16 protein-coding genes and 1 pseudogene are annotated in these 15,510 nt (G+C 70.1%); 10 read left to right on the top strand and 7 right to left on the bottom strand.

Features of this window, described 5'->3' with window-relative positions; all coding sequences use genetic code 11:
* Positions 1-128 precede the first annotated feature (128 nt).
* Positions 129-526 (top strand): annotated as a pseudogene (locus H5V44_RS18155) (potassium transporter TrkG); the annotation flags it as partial.
* 74 nt (positions 527-600) lie between these two features.
* On the opposite strand, the gene H5V44_RS10450 reads toward H5V44_RS18155, so the two are convergent.
* Together H5V44_RS10450 and H5V44_RS10445 are read right to left on the bottom strand one after the other, a co-directional pair.
* Positions 601-1,629 (bottom strand): PLP-dependent cysteine synthase family protein, encoded by a 1,029-nt coding sequence (locus H5V44_RS10450; RefSeq protein ID WP_185193055.1) that lies wholly within the window; start codon positions 1,627-1,629, stop codon positions 601-603.
* A gap of 148 nt (positions 1,630-1,777) precedes the next feature.
* Entirely contained in the window at positions 1,778-2,986 is a 1,209-nt protein-coding gene (locus H5V44_RS10445; RefSeq protein ID WP_185193054.1) for a YeeE/YedE family protein, read from the bottom strand.
* Between the two features lie 155 nt (positions 2,987-3,141).
* Between H5V44_RS10445 and H5V44_RS10440 the strand changes: the two genes are divergently transcribed.
* Genes H5V44_RS10440 through H5V44_RS10430 form a run of 3 tightly spaced genes read left to right on the top strand, consistent with a single transcriptional unit; the run spans position 3,142 to position 6,478 of the window.
* A complete protein-coding gene (locus H5V44_RS10440) occupies positions 3,142-4,437 on the top strand; it encodes a hypothetical protein (RefSeq protein ID WP_185193053.1) in 1,296 nt (431 codons plus the stop codon).
* A complete protein-coding gene (locus tag H5V44_RS10435; protein ID WP_185193052.1) occupies positions 4,437-5,471 on the top strand; it encodes a sulfurtransferase in 1,035 nt (344 codons plus the stop codon). The genes H5V44_RS10440 and H5V44_RS10435 overlap by 1 nt, the downstream gene beginning before the upstream one ends.
* Entirely contained in the window at positions 5,471-6,478 is a 1,008-nt protein-coding gene (locus H5V44_RS10430) for a hypothetical protein (protein WP_185193051.1), read from the top strand. Before H5V44_RS10435 ends, H5V44_RS10430 begins: the two co-directional genes overlap by 1 nt.
* Positions 6,479-6,514: 36 nt before the next feature.
* Here H5V44_RS10430 and H5V44_RS10425 read toward each other — a convergent pair whose 3' ends face one another.
* The 3 genes from H5V44_RS10425 to H5V44_RS10415 all read right to left on the bottom strand — a co-directional run bounded on the left by H5V44_RS10425 (position 6,515) and on the right by H5V44_RS10415 (position 9,906).
* The gene (locus H5V44_RS10425) at positions 6,515-7,639 is read right to left on the bottom strand and encodes an MFS transporter (RefSeq protein ID WP_185193264.1); all 1,125 of its coding nucleotides are present in this window, start codon (positions 7,637-7,639) and stop codon (positions 6,515-6,517) included.
* 135 nt (positions 7,640-7,774) lie between these two features.
* Positions 7,775-9,001 carry an ABC transporter substrate-binding protein gene (locus H5V44_RS10420; protein ID WP_185193050.1) on the bottom strand — a complete coding sequence of 409 codons (1,227 nt, stop codon included), beginning with the start codon at positions 8,999-9,001 and terminating at the stop codon, positions 7,775-7,777.
* 107 nt (positions 9,002-9,108) lie between these two features.
* On the bottom strand, positions 9,109-9,906 hold the full coding sequence (locus tag H5V44_RS10415; RefSeq protein ID WP_185193049.1) for an SDR family oxidoreductase: 798 nt from the start codon (positions 9,904-9,906) through the stop codon (positions 9,109-9,111).
* Positions 9,907-10,023: 117 nt separating this feature from the next.
* Here H5V44_RS10415 and H5V44_RS10410 point away from each other — a divergent pair, with 117 nt between their 5' ends.
* Entirely contained in the window at positions 10,024-10,182 is a 159-nt protein-coding gene (locus H5V44_RS10410; protein WP_185193048.1) for a hypothetical protein, read from the top strand.
* 49 nt (positions 10,183-10,231) lie between these two features.
* Here the strand turns inward: H5V44_RS10410 and H5V44_RS10405 are convergent, their stop codons facing one another.
* Entirely contained in the window at positions 10,232-11,608 is a 1,377-nt protein-coding gene (locus H5V44_RS10405) for a hypothetical protein (RefSeq protein ID WP_185193047.1), read from the bottom strand.
* Positions 11,609-11,696: 88 nt separating this feature from the next.
* Here H5V44_RS10405 and H5V44_RS10400 point away from each other — a divergent pair, with 88 nt between their 5' ends.
* The 3 genes from H5V44_RS10400 (at position 11,697) to H5V44_RS10390 (ending at position 12,819) form a co-directional block, all read left to right on the top strand.
* Positions 11,697-12,008: a hypothetical protein gene (locus H5V44_RS10400; protein ID WP_185193046.1), complete on the top strand. Its 312-nt coding sequence runs from the start codon at positions 11,697-11,699 to the stop codon at positions 12,006-12,008.
* An 80-nt stretch (positions 12,009-12,088) separates the two neighbouring features.
* Entirely contained in the window at positions 12,089-12,514 is a 426-nt protein-coding gene (locus tag H5V44_RS10395; protein WP_185193045.1) for a cupin domain-containing protein, read from the top strand.
* Positions 12,514-12,819, top strand: a complete 306-nt coding sequence (locus tag H5V44_RS10390; RefSeq protein WP_185193044.1) for a cupin domain-containing protein — start codon at positions 12,514-12,516, stop codon at positions 12,817-12,819. The genes H5V44_RS10395 and H5V44_RS10390 overlap by 1 nt, the downstream gene beginning before the upstream one ends.
* 501 nt (positions 12,820-13,320) lie before the next feature.
* Here the strand turns inward: H5V44_RS10390 and nirK are convergent.
* Entirely contained in the window at positions 13,321-14,403 is a 1,083-nt protein-coding gene (gene nirK / locus H5V44_RS10385) for a copper-containing nitrite reductase (RefSeq protein WP_185193043.1), read from the bottom strand.
* Between the two features lie 298 nt (positions 14,404-14,701).
* On the opposite strand from nirK, the gene H5V44_RS17845 reads away from it, so the two are divergent.
* The gene (locus H5V44_RS17845) at positions 14,702-14,827 is read left to right on the top strand and encodes a hypothetical protein (protein WP_281381257.1); all 126 of its coding nucleotides are present in this window, start codon (positions 14,702-14,704) and stop codon (positions 14,825-14,827) included.
* A 187-nt stretch (positions 14,828-15,014) separates the two neighbouring features.
* Positions 15,015-15,347 (top strand): hypothetical protein, encoded by a 333-nt coding sequence (locus H5V44_RS10380; protein WP_246403905.1) that lies wholly within the window; start codon positions 15,015-15,017, stop codon positions 15,345-15,347.
* The last annotated feature ends 163 nt before the right edge of the window (positions 15,348-15,510 follow it).

Genomic DNA, 15,510 nt, shown 5'->3' with positions numbered 1-15,510 from the left:
CGGCGGCCTCGCCGCCCGGGGATTCGCAGACGCCCCAGTGCCGCAGACGAAACACGGGAGGGGCATCGCCGCCGGCGGGCCGTCTTCAGCGCGCTCCCTTTTCCTGACTGCGTGGGTGACCCCGCGGTGGACACGTTCGTGCCCGCGGGATCGCCTGGCAGTTCTCGCGGGTGTTCCTCGCGAAAAGCACGGTGATCACCGCCCGCATCGACGGCCGCGTCCCGGACCGCGGGACGATGGGACGGGAGTTCGGCGAGGCCGCGATTGTCACTGTCCTGTGGCTGCTGGGGCTCGCAGTCGGAAGTCCCGTGCTCGTCGACGTCGCCGGCCCGGAGTTCGGCTACCCCACGCGCCGTTCGCGGTCGCAAGCGCCCAAGGCAACGTCGGGCTGTCGTCGGGGATCACCGGCCCGACGACGTCGCCGGTTGCGGAGGGGACGTTCGTGCTGTATGTGCGTCTCGGCCGGCTGGAGACCACCCCGGTGCTCGTGGTCGTCCGGGCGCCGATCCCGGGGCTGAAACCGTAACCCGCCGTTCGGATCCGAACACGCCCGTCCGGAAAGTTCAGCCTGCCGCCGTAGCCGGACGCCGCGCTCCCTCCTCACGCCTCGACCGAGAGGTACTCCTCCCACAGCGGGATGTCGGCGTACTTGTCGCCGCGGTCGCACAGCATAATCACGACCGTATCGTCCTCGGTGACCCCGTGCTCCTCGTGGAGCTGTTCGGCGGCGCATACTCCGGCCCCGGCCGATGTGCCGACCACGAACTGCCCCTCCACCCGGAGGTGATCGGCGACGAATTCGGCGTCGTACTGCCCGGTGTCGACGACGTGGGGATCCTCCTCCATATACCGCTCCCGGAGGTCGCGGGCGCGGTCGTAGGCGTCGCCGGTGTCGACGTACAGCTTCGCGTCGAGGACGGACTCGTCGTAGGTCGTCGGGTGGTAATGCTCGCCCGTCCGGAGGTACTTCAGCCCGTCAATCGCGTGCAGCGGGTTCGCCGGCTCGAAGCCGACCACGGTGACGTCGCCTTTCGCGTGGAGTCCGCGGCCGGTGCCGGTGATGGTGCCGCCGGTGCCGACGCCGGCGATGAAGTGGGTCACCCCGCCGTCGGTCTGCGCCCAGATCTCGGGGGCGGTCGTCTCCTCGTGGGCCCCCGGATTGTCGGGGTTCTCGTACTGGTTTGGGCGGTAGTACTCGTCGGGGTCGGCGGCGACGAGTTCCTCGCAGCGCTCGATGACCGCGTCGTAGCCCTCGTCGGCGTCGACGAAGTGGATCTCCGCGCCGGTGTCGCGGACCGCCTCGATCTTGCCGCCGGAGGCGTTGTCGGGCATCACGATCTCGACGTCGTAGCCGCGGGCGGTCGCGAGCCTGGCGAGTTCGCTTCCGGTGTTGCCGCTGGTGGGTTCGATCACGGTCCGGTCGGGGGTGAGGTCGCCCCGCTCCTCGGCGCCGTCCAGCATCCCCTTCGCGATCCGGGATTTGATCGAGCCGCCGCCGTGGGCGGCCTCGGGCAGGTTGAACCACTCGACTTTCGCACACACCGTCGCCGGGACGTCGACGTCGAGTTCGACGAGCGGCGTGCGGCCGATCCGGGCTTCGTCTATGGCTTCGTCAGTCGTTTGAGACATCGTGATTGGTGATTACTTCGGGTTGGTGACGATCGAATAAGGGCGTACCGTCTCACTGACGGGCGGGCATCCGGTCGCACGGCGTCGCCTCGTCGACGGGCTGGAGGCAGACCGCGCGGCGTCGCCACGTCGGCCGCGGCCAGGCGTCTCAGATCGCACAGCCGACCTCGCGGTAGAGGTAGTGGGTCATCACGTACGTTCCGAGGATGATGCCGAGGCCGGCCAAAAGCGAGTGCAGCGACAGCAGCGCGACCCCGCTGAACAGGTTCGCGATGTTGCAACCGGGCGCGAGCCGGGAGCCGACGCCCATCAGCAGCCCGCCGACGACGGGGTTGTGGAGCCGCTGGACCTTCGGCCACCGGAGCCGGAAGTCCCCCGACAGCTTCGCGGCGATGAAGGAGCCGACGATCACCGAGAGGATCATCAGCATATCCACCGTGACGGTGACGTCGCCGCCGCGGAACAGGATCGACCCCCAGTACTCGACGCCGCCGGTGTTCACGCCGGCCTGCGCGAGGAGCCACCCGGCCCACTTGGCCTCGCTGCCGGTGATGGCCCACGCCCCGTACACCCAGAACCAGACGCTGGCGACGAGAGCGAGGCCGATCCCCGCAGTGCGGGCGTCCCAGGAGTCCGTCAGCCGGGCGGCCACCGGGCGGTCGTCGGTCCGGAAACCGTCGAGGTAGCCCCGCGTTCCCGCCGCGATCTCCCGTAGGCCGATTGCGACCGCCGACAGCGTCCGGGTCGGCATCGTCGCCTGCGCCCGGGTGCCGGGCGTCGTCGCCTCGCCCTGGCCGGGATCCTCCGGGAGCGACGCCCGGCCGCGGACGAACGCGTACAGCAGGATCCCCAGCGCCGTCACGAGGGCGCCGGTGACCGCCGGCGGCCACGGCAACGCGAGGTACAGCGTCGCCCCCTCGCCGAACCGGAGCGGCTCGAAGTACACCGACCGGAGGGTGGGGAACGCGTACGCGAAGACGACGTAGCCGACGCCCATAAACAGCAGCGTGATCCAGAACTGGACGTACCCCTGGCCGGCCCGGTAGAGCGTGCCGGAGGCACAGCCGCCCGCCATCGTCATACCGATCCCGAAGACGAACCCGCCGAAAAGCGACGCCAGCCCCCACGCGGGGGTCCAGAACCCGCGGAAGTAGCCGAGCGTGGCCTGGAGGCTCCAGAAGATCGTCATCACCACCACGCCCGCCATCACCCCCTTCAGCACGCGGGTGTCTTTGAACGCCACGAAGTCGCGGAACGCGCTCACGAAACAGAACCGCGCTTTCTGCAGGAGAACGCCGAACGCGAGCCCGACCCCCACCGAGAGGGCGACGTACGCGAGCGGCGAGAGCGTAACCATACCGTGTTGTACGACACCTGCGCTTCTTTCGCTGACGGTCGGATACATCCTTGCCACCTCCCCTGGATACGGGCAAAATATTCTCCTTTTGGGGACAACGGGAAACGCCGGCGGTGATCGGTGTCCCTATGCGGCCCGACCTGGTATGAGCGGGTATGAGTGACGACACAGCGGATTCCGTACTCTATCCCAATCGTCGCGGCGACAAGGCCGAGGGCGGCTCCGGCGGCGTCTCCCGGCGGACGCTTCTGGCCGGGTCGGCGGCGGCCGGCGCCGCCGCGACCGCGGGGTGTTCGGGGTCGACCCCCGGCTCCGGCGACGGCGGCGACGAGTCCGGGCCGCCGACGGTGTACGTGTTCAACACGGGCGATATGACCGTCAGCGTGATCGACGCCGCGGCCGACGAACTCGTGACGACCACCTTCCTGGGCGCGACGGCGTCATTTCCCTCGAACCAGTTCCTCCCGGGGATGCTCACCGGCGACGACGACGCGATGTGGCTGAACGTCGAACAGGGCGTTCAAGCCGTCACCGCGGGGTCGCTGTCGGAGGCCGCGTCGCTCGACACCGGGTCGGGCGCGAACTGGCAGGAGGTCACCCCGGACGGGGAACATCTCGTCGTCAGCGCCCGGGAACCCACACACACACAGTACCGGCTGGACGCCGACCCCGCCTCCGAGAGCTTCGGCGAGGTGACGGCGGAACTCGACCGGACCGACGAGGGCGGCCGCGGCGACAACAACGGCCCCGGCCCGTGCGACATCTCGATCCATCCCGACGGCCAGTACGCGTACATCCCCGACATCTTCGCGGACACGCTGACCGTGCTCGACTACGAGTCGTTCGAGATCGTGAACCAGGTGCCGGTCGACCCAGTCGGCGACGCCGACAACGTCAGCCCGTGGATGGACACCGTCGCGTGGGACGGCGAGACCCTGCTGGTCGAGAACAACGAAGGCGACCACGGGACCGAAAGCGTCTGGGATACCAGCGATCCCGCCAACCCCGAGGAGGTGACGCGACTGACCGCCGACGACAACCTCGGTGCGCTGCCGCTCACGAGCGAGATCGGGCCGGACTCCGAGACCGCCTACGTCTTCACCCCCAACTCCCAGGACGTGACCGTGATCGACCTGACCGCAAACGAGGTTACCGGGCGGATCGACCTCGGCGGGAAGGCGTTCGTCGGGACCTGGGACCCCGCCCGCAAGAAGCTCTACGTCCCGGTCCAGACGTCGGACGAGGTGAAGGTAATCGACCACGCCGAAGGGGAGGTCGTCGGGACCATCTCCGTTGGCTCGAAGCCGTACGGCGCCACCGCCGGCTTCGTCCGCCCCGAGACCGACGCCTCCAGTAACCTGCTGGCGTCGCTGGCGACGCTGGGCGTCGAGATCCCGGGCGGCGGCACCACGTACTGCATCGGCGAGTGCGCCTGCGGCCACCAGCTCTGATGTCCGGCGAAGAGACGGATCTCACGCGACGGTCGCTGCTGGCGGCGGCCGCGGGGGCGGGCGTCGCGGGCACCGCCGGGTGTTCGGGCGTCCAGACGCCCTCGGACGTCGCCGCCGCCGCGAGCGTCGGAGGCAACGTGGGCTACTTTCGCGGCCCCGCGCAGGTCGACCTGGGGGCGTCGACGTTCGTCGACGCCCGGTCGAAAGAACAGTACCGGGCCGAACACGTCTACGGCGCCCGCCACGCGCCGATCGAGACGCTGGAGACGCGGCAAGCCAGCGACGACGGGTTCGTTCCCGACGCCGCGGGGATGGCGTCGGCGCTCGAATCGATCGGGGTCGCCCCCGACGACGACGTGGTGGTCTACGGCAGCAGCGTCGGCTCCCGGGTCTCCCGGGTCGTGTTCGCGCTCGAATACCTGGGTCACGAGGGCGACGTGTTCGTGCTCAACGGCGGCTATGAAGCCTGGACCGGCCGGGTCGGCGTCGGCAGCCGGAGCCACGGGACGGTCGACTACGATCCCGACCCCCAGCCGGGGCTGGTGGTCACCCGCGAGTGGCTCGCCGATCGGGTCGGGACGTTCAACGCCGACGGCGGCCCCGGCCTGCTCGACGTCCGCCCGCCGGAGGCGTACCTCGGGGCGCGGCAGGCCGACGCCCTGGTGGCGTCGAACGCGCGCCACGGCCACCTCCCGGGCGCGGTCAACGTCAGGTGGACCGGGAACATCGACGGCCGCGAACTGGTCGAACCGGGCACCCTCGCACAGCTGTACTTCAGCCGCGCGGGGCTGACACAGTCCGGACCCACGGTGGTCTACGGCCAGGGCAACGTCAACCCCACCAACACCTGGCTCGTCCTCCGGGCGCTCGGCGCCGAGGACGTCCGGCTCTACGAGGGCGGGTTCGGCGAGTGGGCCAACGTCGACGCCGAGCGCCGCGGCCGGTTCCCGGTCGAGACCAAGACCTCGACCGTGATCGAAACCTCCGGCTCCGTCGGGGGCGGCGACGACGGCGGCTTCTCCTGTACCGGCTGATGCTCGTCGCCGTCCCGTGTTCCGACGACGACTGCGTGGTCCTTCTGGACACCGCCGACGGAACCGAGCGGGGGCGGATCGGGGTGGGCGACCACCCGGTCCACCTGACGGTCGTCGGCGACCGCACCTTCGTCGCGACGATGGGCGATCGCGCGGTGAGCGTCGTCGCCGACGGCGCGGTCCACCGGGTCGAAACCGGCGTGCTCGGGCCGTCGCACTTTGCGATCGCCGACGACGGCGACGTGTTGGTGCCGTGTACCGGCGGCGACGCCCTCGCGATCGTCGACCCCGAGCGGCTGGCACTCCGCACCCGGGTCGGGGTCGGCGCCGAGCCCCACGACGTCGCGGTCCGAAACGGCCTCGCCTACGTCGGCAGTCGCGCCGACGGCGTGGTGACCGTCGTCGATCCGGCGGCCGCGACCGTCGAGGCCACCCACGATCTTGCGTCGGACGCTCGAATCCAGGGGGTTGAGGCCGCCGCCGAGGGCGTCTACGCCGTCGACCAGCGGCACGCCCGGCTGTTCAGGCTGACGCCCGAAGCCGTCGAGGGGAGCGTTCCGGTCGGTACGAACCCCTACGACGCGGTCCTGACCGACGATCGGGTGCTCGTCGCCGGCCGCGACGACGGGACCGTGACCGCGGTCCCGCGAGCGGCTGCCGTCGGCGACGACGACCCCAGCGACCGAAAGGTCTACGAGGTGGGCGGCCGGCCGAACGACGTCATCCTCGCCGACGGCGCGGCGTGGGTACTCGACCGCGAGCGGTCGCAGGTGGCGTCGCTCCCCGAACATCCGGTGGCGATCGACGGGGACGACGCGCCGGCGACGCGCCGCCGCGTTGCCCTCCCACACCCGACCTTCGCGGCGGTACCCGCACCGAACGACGATGCCGTCGTCTACGTGAGCCACTACGACGACGCTGCGGTCAGCGCCGTCGACATCGGGGACGGTCGGGTGGTCTGGACCGCTGAGACGCCCGATCACCCCTTCGAGCCCGCCGTGATCTGATCCGCCGCGTCGAGCCCGGATCTGCCACACACCCGGTCACCGCTGCCGAGCCAGGAGCACGGCCGCGACGAGCAGGCAGACGACGAACCCGCCGAACGCGAGGTCGTAGCTGGCGTAGGTTGCGACGATGCCGACGTAGGCCGGCCCGGCCGCGTTCGCGATCAGGAACAGCGCCCGCGCCGCGCCCAGATCCGCGCCCGTTCCGTCCGCCGGGGCCCCGTCGAGGATGATGGCGTCCGCAAGCGGGAACCCGGTCTTGTACCCGAGCGCGAACACGCCGATCACGACCCAGATCGCGAGGGTGGATCCGACCAGGAGAAGCGCGGTCATCGCCGCGGCGGCGACCGACAGCCCCGCGACTGCGATCCCGCGGCGGGAGAACCGGTCGCCGAGGATCCCCGCGGCGGGCTTGACCGCGAATCCGACCGCGAAGACGATCGCGAAGGTCAGCCCCGCGAGGCTCCCGGAGAACTCCTTTGCCCGCGCGAGGTAGGTCGGAATGAAGTTGATGAACCCGCCCACCATGAAGTAAAACAGCGCGAAGGCGACGAGGGTCTCCCGCTGGCGGTTGCTCTTTACCAGCCTCCCCACGGTCCCCCGGAGATCCAGCGTGGTCTCCCCGACGTAGTACCCCTCCCGGGTCGTGAGAGTGTAGATGACAGTGAGGACTGCGAGTCCGACCGCGATCGGGAAGAAGGGCGTCCGCCAGGTGAAGTACGTCAGCGCGATCACCGCGGCGCCGGAGGAGACGAGCCCGCCGACGTCGGTGCCCGCGGCGTAGATCCCGAGCGCGCGGCCGCGGTTGTCGGTGAACAGATCCGAGAGCAGCGCCCGCGAGGGGATCGCGAACAGGCCCTTCCCGACGCCGACCACCGTCGCCGCGAGCAGGAACGTCCACAGCCCGGCGGTGAGCCCGAAGAGCCCGAACCCGATCGCCAGGATCACCAGCCCCGGCACGATCAGCGTCGTCCGGTTCCACCGGTCGGAGTACTCCCCGCTGGGGTACTGGACAACGGCGTAGGAGCCCTGGAAGATCGCCAGCGCGATCCCCGCGGTGGCCTCGGTGATCCCGAGATCGGCGATGATGGTGGGAAGCAGCGGGGCAAGCAGGAACCGACCGGTCTGGAGCGTCGCCCACCCGAGCGACACCACGATCAGCATTCGGCGGGCGTATCCGGCCGTGTCCGCCGACCCCGTCACCGTACTCGACTCGGTCACGTCCCCGCGTCGGCGGCGCTCCCTGACGTGGCTTCCGATCCGCGGCGACGGAGCCGGCCGCGGGCGTCGTACCCCGCGTCAGGCCTCCGCCGGGATCGCCGGCAGCGGGTCGGTTCGGAAGACCTCGGTGTACCCGTAGTCGCCCTCGGGGTAGTACGACGGCGGGTCGGCAGTGACGGTGCTATACAGCTGGATCTGGTTCTCCAGCTCCCCGGAGTCGGCGTACTGGATCGGGTTCGCGAACAGCGTGTCGAACTCGATCGCACGCGTCGCCTCGGTGATGGCTTCAGGATCGGCCTCACCCGCGTTCTCGATGGCTTGGGCGATGAGTTTCCCGGTGACGTATCCGTAAGCGGTGTGGGTGTTGAACTGGCCGTCAACTGCTCGGGCGTACCGCTCCGCCACCTCGGCGAACTCGTCGCTGTACGGGTCCGCGAGGTGGACGTGGGTGAACCCCCGGTCCGACTCCGCGCCCAGCGTCGACCGCACTACGTCCGGCGGCCACGAGGACCCCGTTACGACATCGGGGTCGCGGCCCAGTTCGTAGAGCTGCTGGGTGATCGTCAATACCCCCGGCGGATGTCCGCTCGTCACCACCATCCTGACTTCGTCGGGGATCTGCCGGACGTACGTGGAGAAGTCGCTCTGGGAGACAGGAGCCACCTGGATATCCACGTCGACGGTGAAGACCTCCTCGATCGCCGACTGGACGGAACGGCCCCACGCGTAGTCGGCGACGATGGCGCTGACCGAATTGTATCCCCGCGCCTCGGCGAGCGCCGCCTGCGCCCGCATCGTCGGTTCCGCAGGGAGGAGTCCGACGCGGAAGGTGTGCCGTGTGTCCGGCGTGATGGTGTCGCTTGACCCGGCCATATGTGTAAACATCGGGACGCCGAGCTCCTGGGCGGTGCGGGAGGTGCGGATTCCGACATCGGAGCTCACCGGCCCGGTCGCGGCCACGATACCATCCTGCTCGACAAACCGCTCGAAGAGCGCCGCCGCCTCCGCGGGATCGCTTCCGGAGTCACCCTCGACGACGCGGAGCTCCCGACCGTCGAGCACACCACCGTCGCGATTGATCTCGTCGATGGCGAACGCCAGCCCGGACGCGTGGACCCGGCTCCACACCGAGAAGTTACCCGAGAGCGGCTGGATCGATCCGATACTGATCGGTTCCTCGTCCCCGCCGCTGGCGTCGCCGGCCGTGGCGCCGTCACCGCCGCTACAGCCGGCCACCAGCCCGATCCCGGCCGTCCCCGCAGCCGTTAGAAACCGCCGCCGATCGAACGCCCCGTACGCGGTCATAGTTGTTTCGACGCGTAGTGAATTTTTGAGACTGACGGTATAGCCCCGGTCCCCGCCGGGGCGCCCCCGACCGGCGACCACCCGGCCCCGCGGGAACCGCACGCAGCTCAGAGCGTCGAACCGCTCTCCCCGCCGTCGACCGGGAGCGCGACGCCCGTGAGGAACGCCGACTGCGGCGAGGAGAGGAACGCGACCGTGCGGCCGAGTTCCATCGGATCGCCCAGCCGGCCGACCGGGATCCGTTCGGCCCACTCGGCGATCCCCGCCTCGTAGGCGTCGTAGTCGCCGCGCTCCAGCCCCTGCTCGACGACGTCTTCGACCCGCGGGGTCTCGTGGGTCCCCGGCAGCACCGCGTTCGCGCGGATCTCGGGTGCGAGTTCCGTCGAGAGCACCTTCTCCAGCCCGACCGCGCCCGCCCGGACCGCGTTCGAGAGCACGAGGTTGTCCTTCGGTTCCTTCACCGTGATCGATGCGATGGTGACAACCGTCCCGCCGTCGCCGGCCCGGAGGTGTGGCGCCGCCGCCCGCACCGCGCGGACGACGCTCATCACAAGCAAGTCGAACGCCTCGTACCACTCCTCGTCGGTGGTTTCGAGGAACGGCTTCGCGGGCGGGCCGCCCGCGGAGGTCACGAGGTGATCCAGCCCGCCGAACTCCGCGACGGGACGCTCGACGAGCGCTTCGACCGCGTCGGGGTCGGTGATGTCGGCCGCGTGGCCGATCACGGTCGCCCCCTCGGCGGCGTCGGTTCGGATATCCTCGACTGCGGCCGCCAGCCGCTCCTCGTCGCGGCCGTTGACGACGACGTTCGAGCCCTCGGCGGCGAGCGCCCGCGCCGACGCCTTCCCGAGGCCGCTGCTCGATGCCGTCACCAGCGCGGCGTCGCCCGCGAGTTGTAGGTCCATACGCCCGCCTGTCGCGGCGGAGACAAAAGCGTTGACCGCGACGCCGCCGTCGCAGAGGGCGCCGCCGTCCCGCAGTTCAGGGAATATATAACTCCCGAGCCCCCGTTTTCGGATGGTATGAGCGACTCAGACACGGTCGACGAGGCCATAGAGCACGTCCGAGACGCCGTCGACGAGGCCGCCGAAGAGGCCGAGGAGATGACCGAGGAGGCGCGATCCGAGGTCGACGAGGCGATCGACAGCCTCGAAGAGCGGATCGAACGGCTTCGGGACTGACCCCGCGACGCATTGACCCGCCGACCGCCGCGGTCGGCGCGTGATCCACTCACCTGCCGTCGTTCTTCGAGCGCGACATCGGGGTATCGCCGCCCGGCAGTACCGACGCCGGGCTGTGGCGGCGAACCGTCCGGCCCAGGTTGACCGCGAACGCGACGACCCCGACGGCGGCGACGCCCCCGGCGAGCGCGACCGCCACGGGCGGGACGGTCAGTTCGCCGACGATGGGAAGCGGTTCCGCAACGGAGAGTAGCTCCGCTGTGACGAGCGTTGCCGACCCGACCGACAGCGCCGCGAAGTCGACGGCCGCCAGCCTGGCGTCGTAGAGGTCGTCGATCATCGGCACCGGTTCGAGCCCCAGCCGGTCGCTGTAGCGGTGGACCCACACGATGAACGGCACCACATGGTAGAGCGTCCCGGCGACTACGAACCCGACGGCCCCGAACGCAAGGAGGTGGGCCGCGCCGGGCGCTCCGAACGTCGCAGCAGGGTGCAGAGGGTCAGCGATCCACGCCGGCAGCGAGAGGACCGCCCACCCGAGCATCGCGACCGCGGCGACGGCGTACCGGCGGAGCATCGGCGTCCATTCGACCGCGGTTTCGAGCAGCCGACGCGCCAGGACGACTCCCATCGCGGCGACGCCGACGAGGACGAGCAGCGCGCCGACCCGTGCGACCGCGGGCGCGCCGACCAGCCGCCCGGCCGCGAGCGCGACCACCCCGACCGGATAGCCGACCGTCTCCACGCGCCGGAGGTAGACGTCGACGCCGTGGAGTGCCGATTGGGTGAACATCGTCGCGAGCTGGTAGAGCGCGCCGAAGACGGTGACGAGGACGGCGCCGAAGACGGCGAGCGTGGCGTGAGCCTCGCGGAGCCCCGTCCGGGCGACCGGGAGGCCCGCGAGCACCGGCCGGGTGTACCCTGCTGTGAGCAGCGCGCCGAAGCCGGTCGCGACCACGAGGAACCCCAGCGCCACGGCGAAGTGGCGCTCGGTCACGTCCCAGGGCCGGGCCGTCGCGAGCGTCCGGCCGACGTTGTAGGCGAACGTCCAGAAGCCGGCGAGCGCGAGTCCGCCGACCGCCGGCAGCAACGCGTAGGCCTCAGCGAGCAGGCAGCCGGCGAACCCAACGAGGCCGGCCGTGACCGTCCAGAGTTGGATGCGCGCGAGCCGCCGGGAGTGCAGCGTCGTCCCGGACCACACCGGGACGAACTGGGTCATCGCCCCCTGGATCGTGACACACACCCACCCCGCGAGCAGGAGGTGGACGTGCGCCAGCCCCGCGACCCCGGGGACGACGCCGAGCGGGGCGACGGCGCCGACCGCGACGCCGGCGAGCAGGAAGGAAAGCCCCACCAGGAAGTGCCGCAGCGGGATCGCCATCGGCGGCTGGGTGTCGGTCTCGATATCGCCCGGGATAGCGCCCATACGCGACGGTCGGGTCCGAAGCCACCTGTGGGCGGGCCCGAACGTGTTCGCGACAAGCCGGAGGCGGGTCGCGGCCGTCGGTGCGGGTATGGGCGATCGGGAGTCCACGCTCCGCGAGCTCGCCGCACAGGCCCGCGGGTACGACGCCGTCGCCGACGCGTTCCCCGCGAAGAGCTTCACCGACCGGATGCTCGTCGTCGACCTCCGGGGCGACGCCGAAGGGGTCCCGGAGGAGTTGGTCGCGCTGCTCGAAGCCAACGGCTGTTACGGCGCCAACGAGGTGTACGACCGCGACGCCGGGGACCGCTCGTCGGCGGGCACGGTGGGCGGCGCGGACAGACACGAGTTCGTCGACGTCGAGACCCGCGGCGACCACCGGTCGTACGTCGTCGACGCGTAGGGCGGGCGGCGGTGCCGTCGTTGTCCCGCCGAACAGGTTCGGCCCAATCCCGAACCGGCCCGCCCGCCATCCTCCGAGCGATGCCACGAATCGACACCGACGCCGCACGCGAGTACGACGACGAGAGCTTCGCCGCCGCCGGCGTGTTCCGGACCGACGACGCGAAAGTCGTCTACGCCTGCTTCGAGCCGGGGCAGTTCATCCCGGTCCACGCACCCGACAGCGACGTGGTCGTCAGCGTCCGGCGGGGGCGTGGCCTGGTCCGCGAGGGCGCGACCGACCACCGGGTCGAGCCGGGCGACGCCGTCGCGATCGAGTCGGGCACGCGCCGCGGCATCCGCGCTGACGACGGTGAGCGGCTGGAGGCGCTGCTCGTGACTGCGCCGCCGCCGACCGACGCCGAACACGAACCGGTCCGGCGTGGACTCCGGAACGGAGAGTTCGAGCCGGAACTGGGGGAGTCTGCCGGGACCGCCCCTGCGGACGAACCGGGGGCGGGTCGCTGATGGCGGAAATCGAGCACCTCCCCGACTTCGAGGCGACGCCGCACGCGAACGTGTTCCCGGACGCGGAGCCGAAGACGATCCGGTTGGCGCTCGAGGCCGGCGACCGGGTCGACCCACACACCCACCCCGGCCGCGACGTCGTGTTCCACCTGATCGACGGCGCGATCGACCTCGAACTCGACGGGGAGCGGCACTCCCTGGAGGCGGGCGACGTCGCACGGTTCGACGGCGAGCGGGAGATCTCCCCGGTCGCCCGGGAGCCGAGCACGGCCCTCGTCGTGTTGGCCGCGCGGGCATCCGAGTAAGCATACTGCTCGGTGTAGCCACCGACGCTTCGACCGAGGATAGCGACACCCGTCACGGTGCCGCAGCCGACGCGCCGTCCCCATCGCTGGGGTGTGCTCCGGCGCCGTCTACTGCCGATACTCGGCGGCCACATCCGGCCCCGCCGACCGGCGGAGTCCCGAGAGCAGCGATCCGGTCATCCGGACGAACATCCCAGCAGGGCCACGGCGAAGGCACAGACGGCGACGCTCGCCAGCAGTTCGCTGGCGACGGCCTCGCGGAGGAACGCACCGAATATGCCGAGCATCTGGAGGGAGAGTAGTCGGTTTAGTGGATCCGCTTCCCGTGTAGAAACCCGCTCTTGAAGCGTACAGGCCGTGCGCGGGACGTGTCCCCAGGTGCCCCGCGTGGGGTTCGGTGTCACGGAACGGGTACTGCGGTTCCGTTGCAGATCCCTCCGTCGGCGCGCCCGACCCGACTGCTCTCCTACGGGCCGGCGTTCGACCCCGCAACCGGCGTCCTCACGCCGGGTCGGGATCGAAGATCTCGGGGCGTTCCTCGCCCTCCGCACGGACGATCGCCATACACCCCTTCCGGGCGACCCGCGACAGCGAGTGGTCGACCAGCTTGAAGTCGCCGGGGACCGGGGAGTTCATCGTCGCGACCGTGGTGCTCCCCGGCGGGACCTCCCGGGTCTGGATGTGCGTCTGCGGATCCGTGCTCAGCGAGCCGTCGGGGTAGAGCGTCTCCCAGACGCTCCCGATCGGATGGAAGCTGCTGGCGAGGTTCGGGCCGCCGTCGACGAAGAACACGCGGACGGTCTCGTCGGTGCCGGCGGTCACCGCCGGGCCGTACGCGTTCGGCGTCAGCGCGTACTTCTCGCCGTTCATCAGCACGTACGACGGCTCCTCACTGGCCATCGCGTCCATATCGAACCCGTGGTGGCCCGCCTCGCCGGCGGGCTTGTTCGTGTACACCTCGTGTTGGCCGACGTAGATCTCGTGGTCGACCTCGGGCAGCCCCTCCGGCGGCTCCACCAGGATGATCCCGAACATCCCGGCGCTGATGTGCATATCCAGATTGGGAACGGCGCAGTGGTAGATGTAGGCGCCGGGGTAGGTGGCCCGGAACCGGAGTTCAGCGGTCTCGCCGGGAGCGGTCGTCGTGGCTTCGGCGCCGCCGCCGGGGCCCGCACACGCGTGGAAGTCGACGTTGTGCGGCATCGAGTTCGACTCGGCGTTCTCGAAGGTGAGGTTGATCGTGTCGCCCTGGCGGACCCGGATGAGCGGGCCGGGAACCTGCCCGCCGTAGGTCATATACGAGAAGGTGACGCCCTCCTCGATCTCGGCGACGACCTCCTCGCTCCGGAGGGTCACGTCGACCTCCTTGGAGGTGTCGCGGTCGATCGGGTCGGGGATGTCGGTGGGATCGGCGGCGACACGGTCGGCGTCGGTAGATCCGGGGGTAGACATCGCTTCGGTCGCGGTGTCGGTGGTGGCCTGGGTGTTGTCGGCGGTCGGCGCCGTGGAGGCGCAGCCGGCGAGCGATGCGGCACCGCCGAGGCCGAGCGCCTGGAGCGTGCGGCGTCGGGTAGTGTCGAACATTGGCTTCCTCCTCCGGTTGGACGACGGCGGCGTACCCCGGTATAACTCGCAGCCGATTCCCTCCGTCGTGGATCCCGAACGAACATCTTCCGGGTGGTGTATATGATCGATCGCGGGGTGACGGTCCCGACGGGAGCCACGCGAACCGGGCGGGGTCACGCTGGGAGCCGGCGTGTCGCGCCGGCGACGTAGCGAGCGTGACTACTCGGGGAAGTGAGGCCGAGCGACGCGAGGTCAAGCGGACCCGACGGGAGTGGGATTTTTTAGATCGCATCCGTACTTCCTGTGGGGTGAAACGATGCCCCTGGTACCGCACTACCCGAACGACGAACCTCGGCGTGACCGCCGCACCCCGAACATCGACGATATCGTCGACGACATCCTCGGGCGCGGCGACGACGACCCACAACCGGTCGTCCGGTGATCCCGAGGCCGGCGGTGCGGCGCAATTTTTTCACACGCGGCGACCCCGCCGAACCGAACCCCTCCAGCGCCGAACCCGGGGCTGTGAGCCGGCCGGTCGTTCACGGATAAAAACTGGTACTCTTCCGATACAAAAACACATACTATAGGATATATTATAAGTAGGGTCGCCCCGGGAGCGGTACCGGGTGGTCAACTTCGGCGACCTCGCGGAACTCTCGTACTCGATCCCGGAGATCGTCGTTCCCGTCGTCGGGATGTTCCTCGGCGTGGTCGCGCTCGGCGCCACCGTCATCGGAACCCTGTACGCCGACATCACCCGGCTCGAACGGATCGGATTCGCCGTGAGTTCGCTGCTGCTTATGGCTCCCCGGCTCCTCTCGACCTCGGTGTTCGACGTCCTCGGGTTCGCGGGCGTGTCGGTGTCGGTCAACGCGCTCCTGCTCGATCTGGGGCTCCGTGCCGTCGGCCTCGTGCTGTTCCTGGGGCTGGCGCTCATACTGTTGGCTATAACTACGTGAAAATTTTCGACACCCCGAGGTGTCGAAATCCTTCACGTGACTATAGCCGACAGTATCAAGAACCGGCGGGAGTCCGCGCCCGCGCCACCGGCAGAGGACCCGGCGTCGGCGTGATCGGGGCGGAGTCGCCCGCGCCCCCTGTCACGCCGCATCGGGGTGGGGG

It is taken from the genome of Halobellus ruber, from assembly GCF_014212355.1.
GTDB lineage: Archaea > Halobacteriota > Halobacteria > Halobacteriales > Haloferacaceae > Haloquadratum > Haloquadratum rubrum.
This window is presented reverse-complemented; position numbering and strand designations above follow the sequence as displayed.

What these genes read in the sequence shown, in the direction of transcription:
- H5V44_RS10450 (WP_185193055.1), bottom strand. Translation starts at nt 1,629, where the DNA reads ATGTCTCAAACGACTGACGAAGCCATAGACGAAGCCCGGATCGGCCGC.
- H5V44_RS10445 (WP_185193054.1), bottom strand. Translation starts at nt 2,986, where the DNA reads ATGGTTACGCTCTCGCCGCTCGCGTACGTCGCCCTCTCGGTGGGGGTC.
- H5V44_RS10440 (WP_185193053.1), top strand. Translation starts at nt 3,142, where the DNA reads ATGAGTGACGACACAGCGGATTCCGTACTCTATCCCAATCGTCGCGGC.
- H5V44_RS10435 (WP_185193052.1), top strand. Translation starts at nt 4,437, where the DNA reads ATGTCCGGCGAAGAGACGGATCTCACGCGACGGTCGCTGCTGGCGGCG.
- H5V44_RS10430 (WP_185193051.1), top strand. Translation starts at nt 5,471, where the DNA reads ATGCTCGTCGCCGTCCCGTGTTCCGACGACGACTGCGTGGTCCTTCTG.
- H5V44_RS10425 (WP_185193264.1), bottom strand. Translation starts at nt 7,639, where the DNA reads ATGCTGATCGTGGTGTCGCTCGGGTGGGCGACGCTCCAGACCGGTCGG.
- H5V44_RS10420 (WP_185193050.1), bottom strand. Translation starts at nt 9,001, where the DNA reads ATGACCGCGTACGGGGCGTTCGATCGGCGGCGGTTTCTAACGGCTGCG.
- H5V44_RS10415 (WP_185193049.1), bottom strand. Translation starts at nt 9,906, where the DNA reads ATGGACCTACAACTCGCGGGCGACGCCGCGCTGGTGACGGCATCGAGC.
- H5V44_RS10410 (WP_185193048.1), top strand. Translation starts at nt 10,024, where the DNA reads ATGAGCGACTCAGACACGGTCGACGAGGCCATAGAGCACGTCCGAGAC.
- H5V44_RS10405 (WP_185193047.1), bottom strand. Translation starts at nt 11,608, where the DNA reads ATGGGCGCTATCCCGGGCGATATCGAGACCGACACCCAGCCGCCGATG.
- H5V44_RS10400 (WP_185193046.1), top strand. Translation starts at nt 11,697, where the DNA reads ATGGGCGATCGGGAGTCCACGCTCCGCGAGCTCGCCGCACAGGCCCGC.
- H5V44_RS10395 (WP_185193045.1), top strand. Translation starts at nt 12,089, where the DNA reads ATGCCACGAATCGACACCGACGCCGCACGCGAGTACGACGACGAGAGC.
- H5V44_RS10390 (WP_185193044.1), top strand. Translation starts at nt 12,514, where the DNA reads ATGGCGGAAATCGAGCACCTCCCCGACTTCGAGGCGACGCCGCACGCG.
- nirK (WP_185193043.1), bottom strand. Translation starts at nt 14,403, where the DNA reads ATGTTCGACACTACCCGACGCCGCACGCTCCAGGCGCTCGGCCTCGGC.
- H5V44_RS17845 (WP_281381257.1), top strand. Translation starts at nt 14,702, where the DNA reads ATGCCCCTGGTACCGCACTACCCGAACGACGAACCTCGGCGTGACCGC.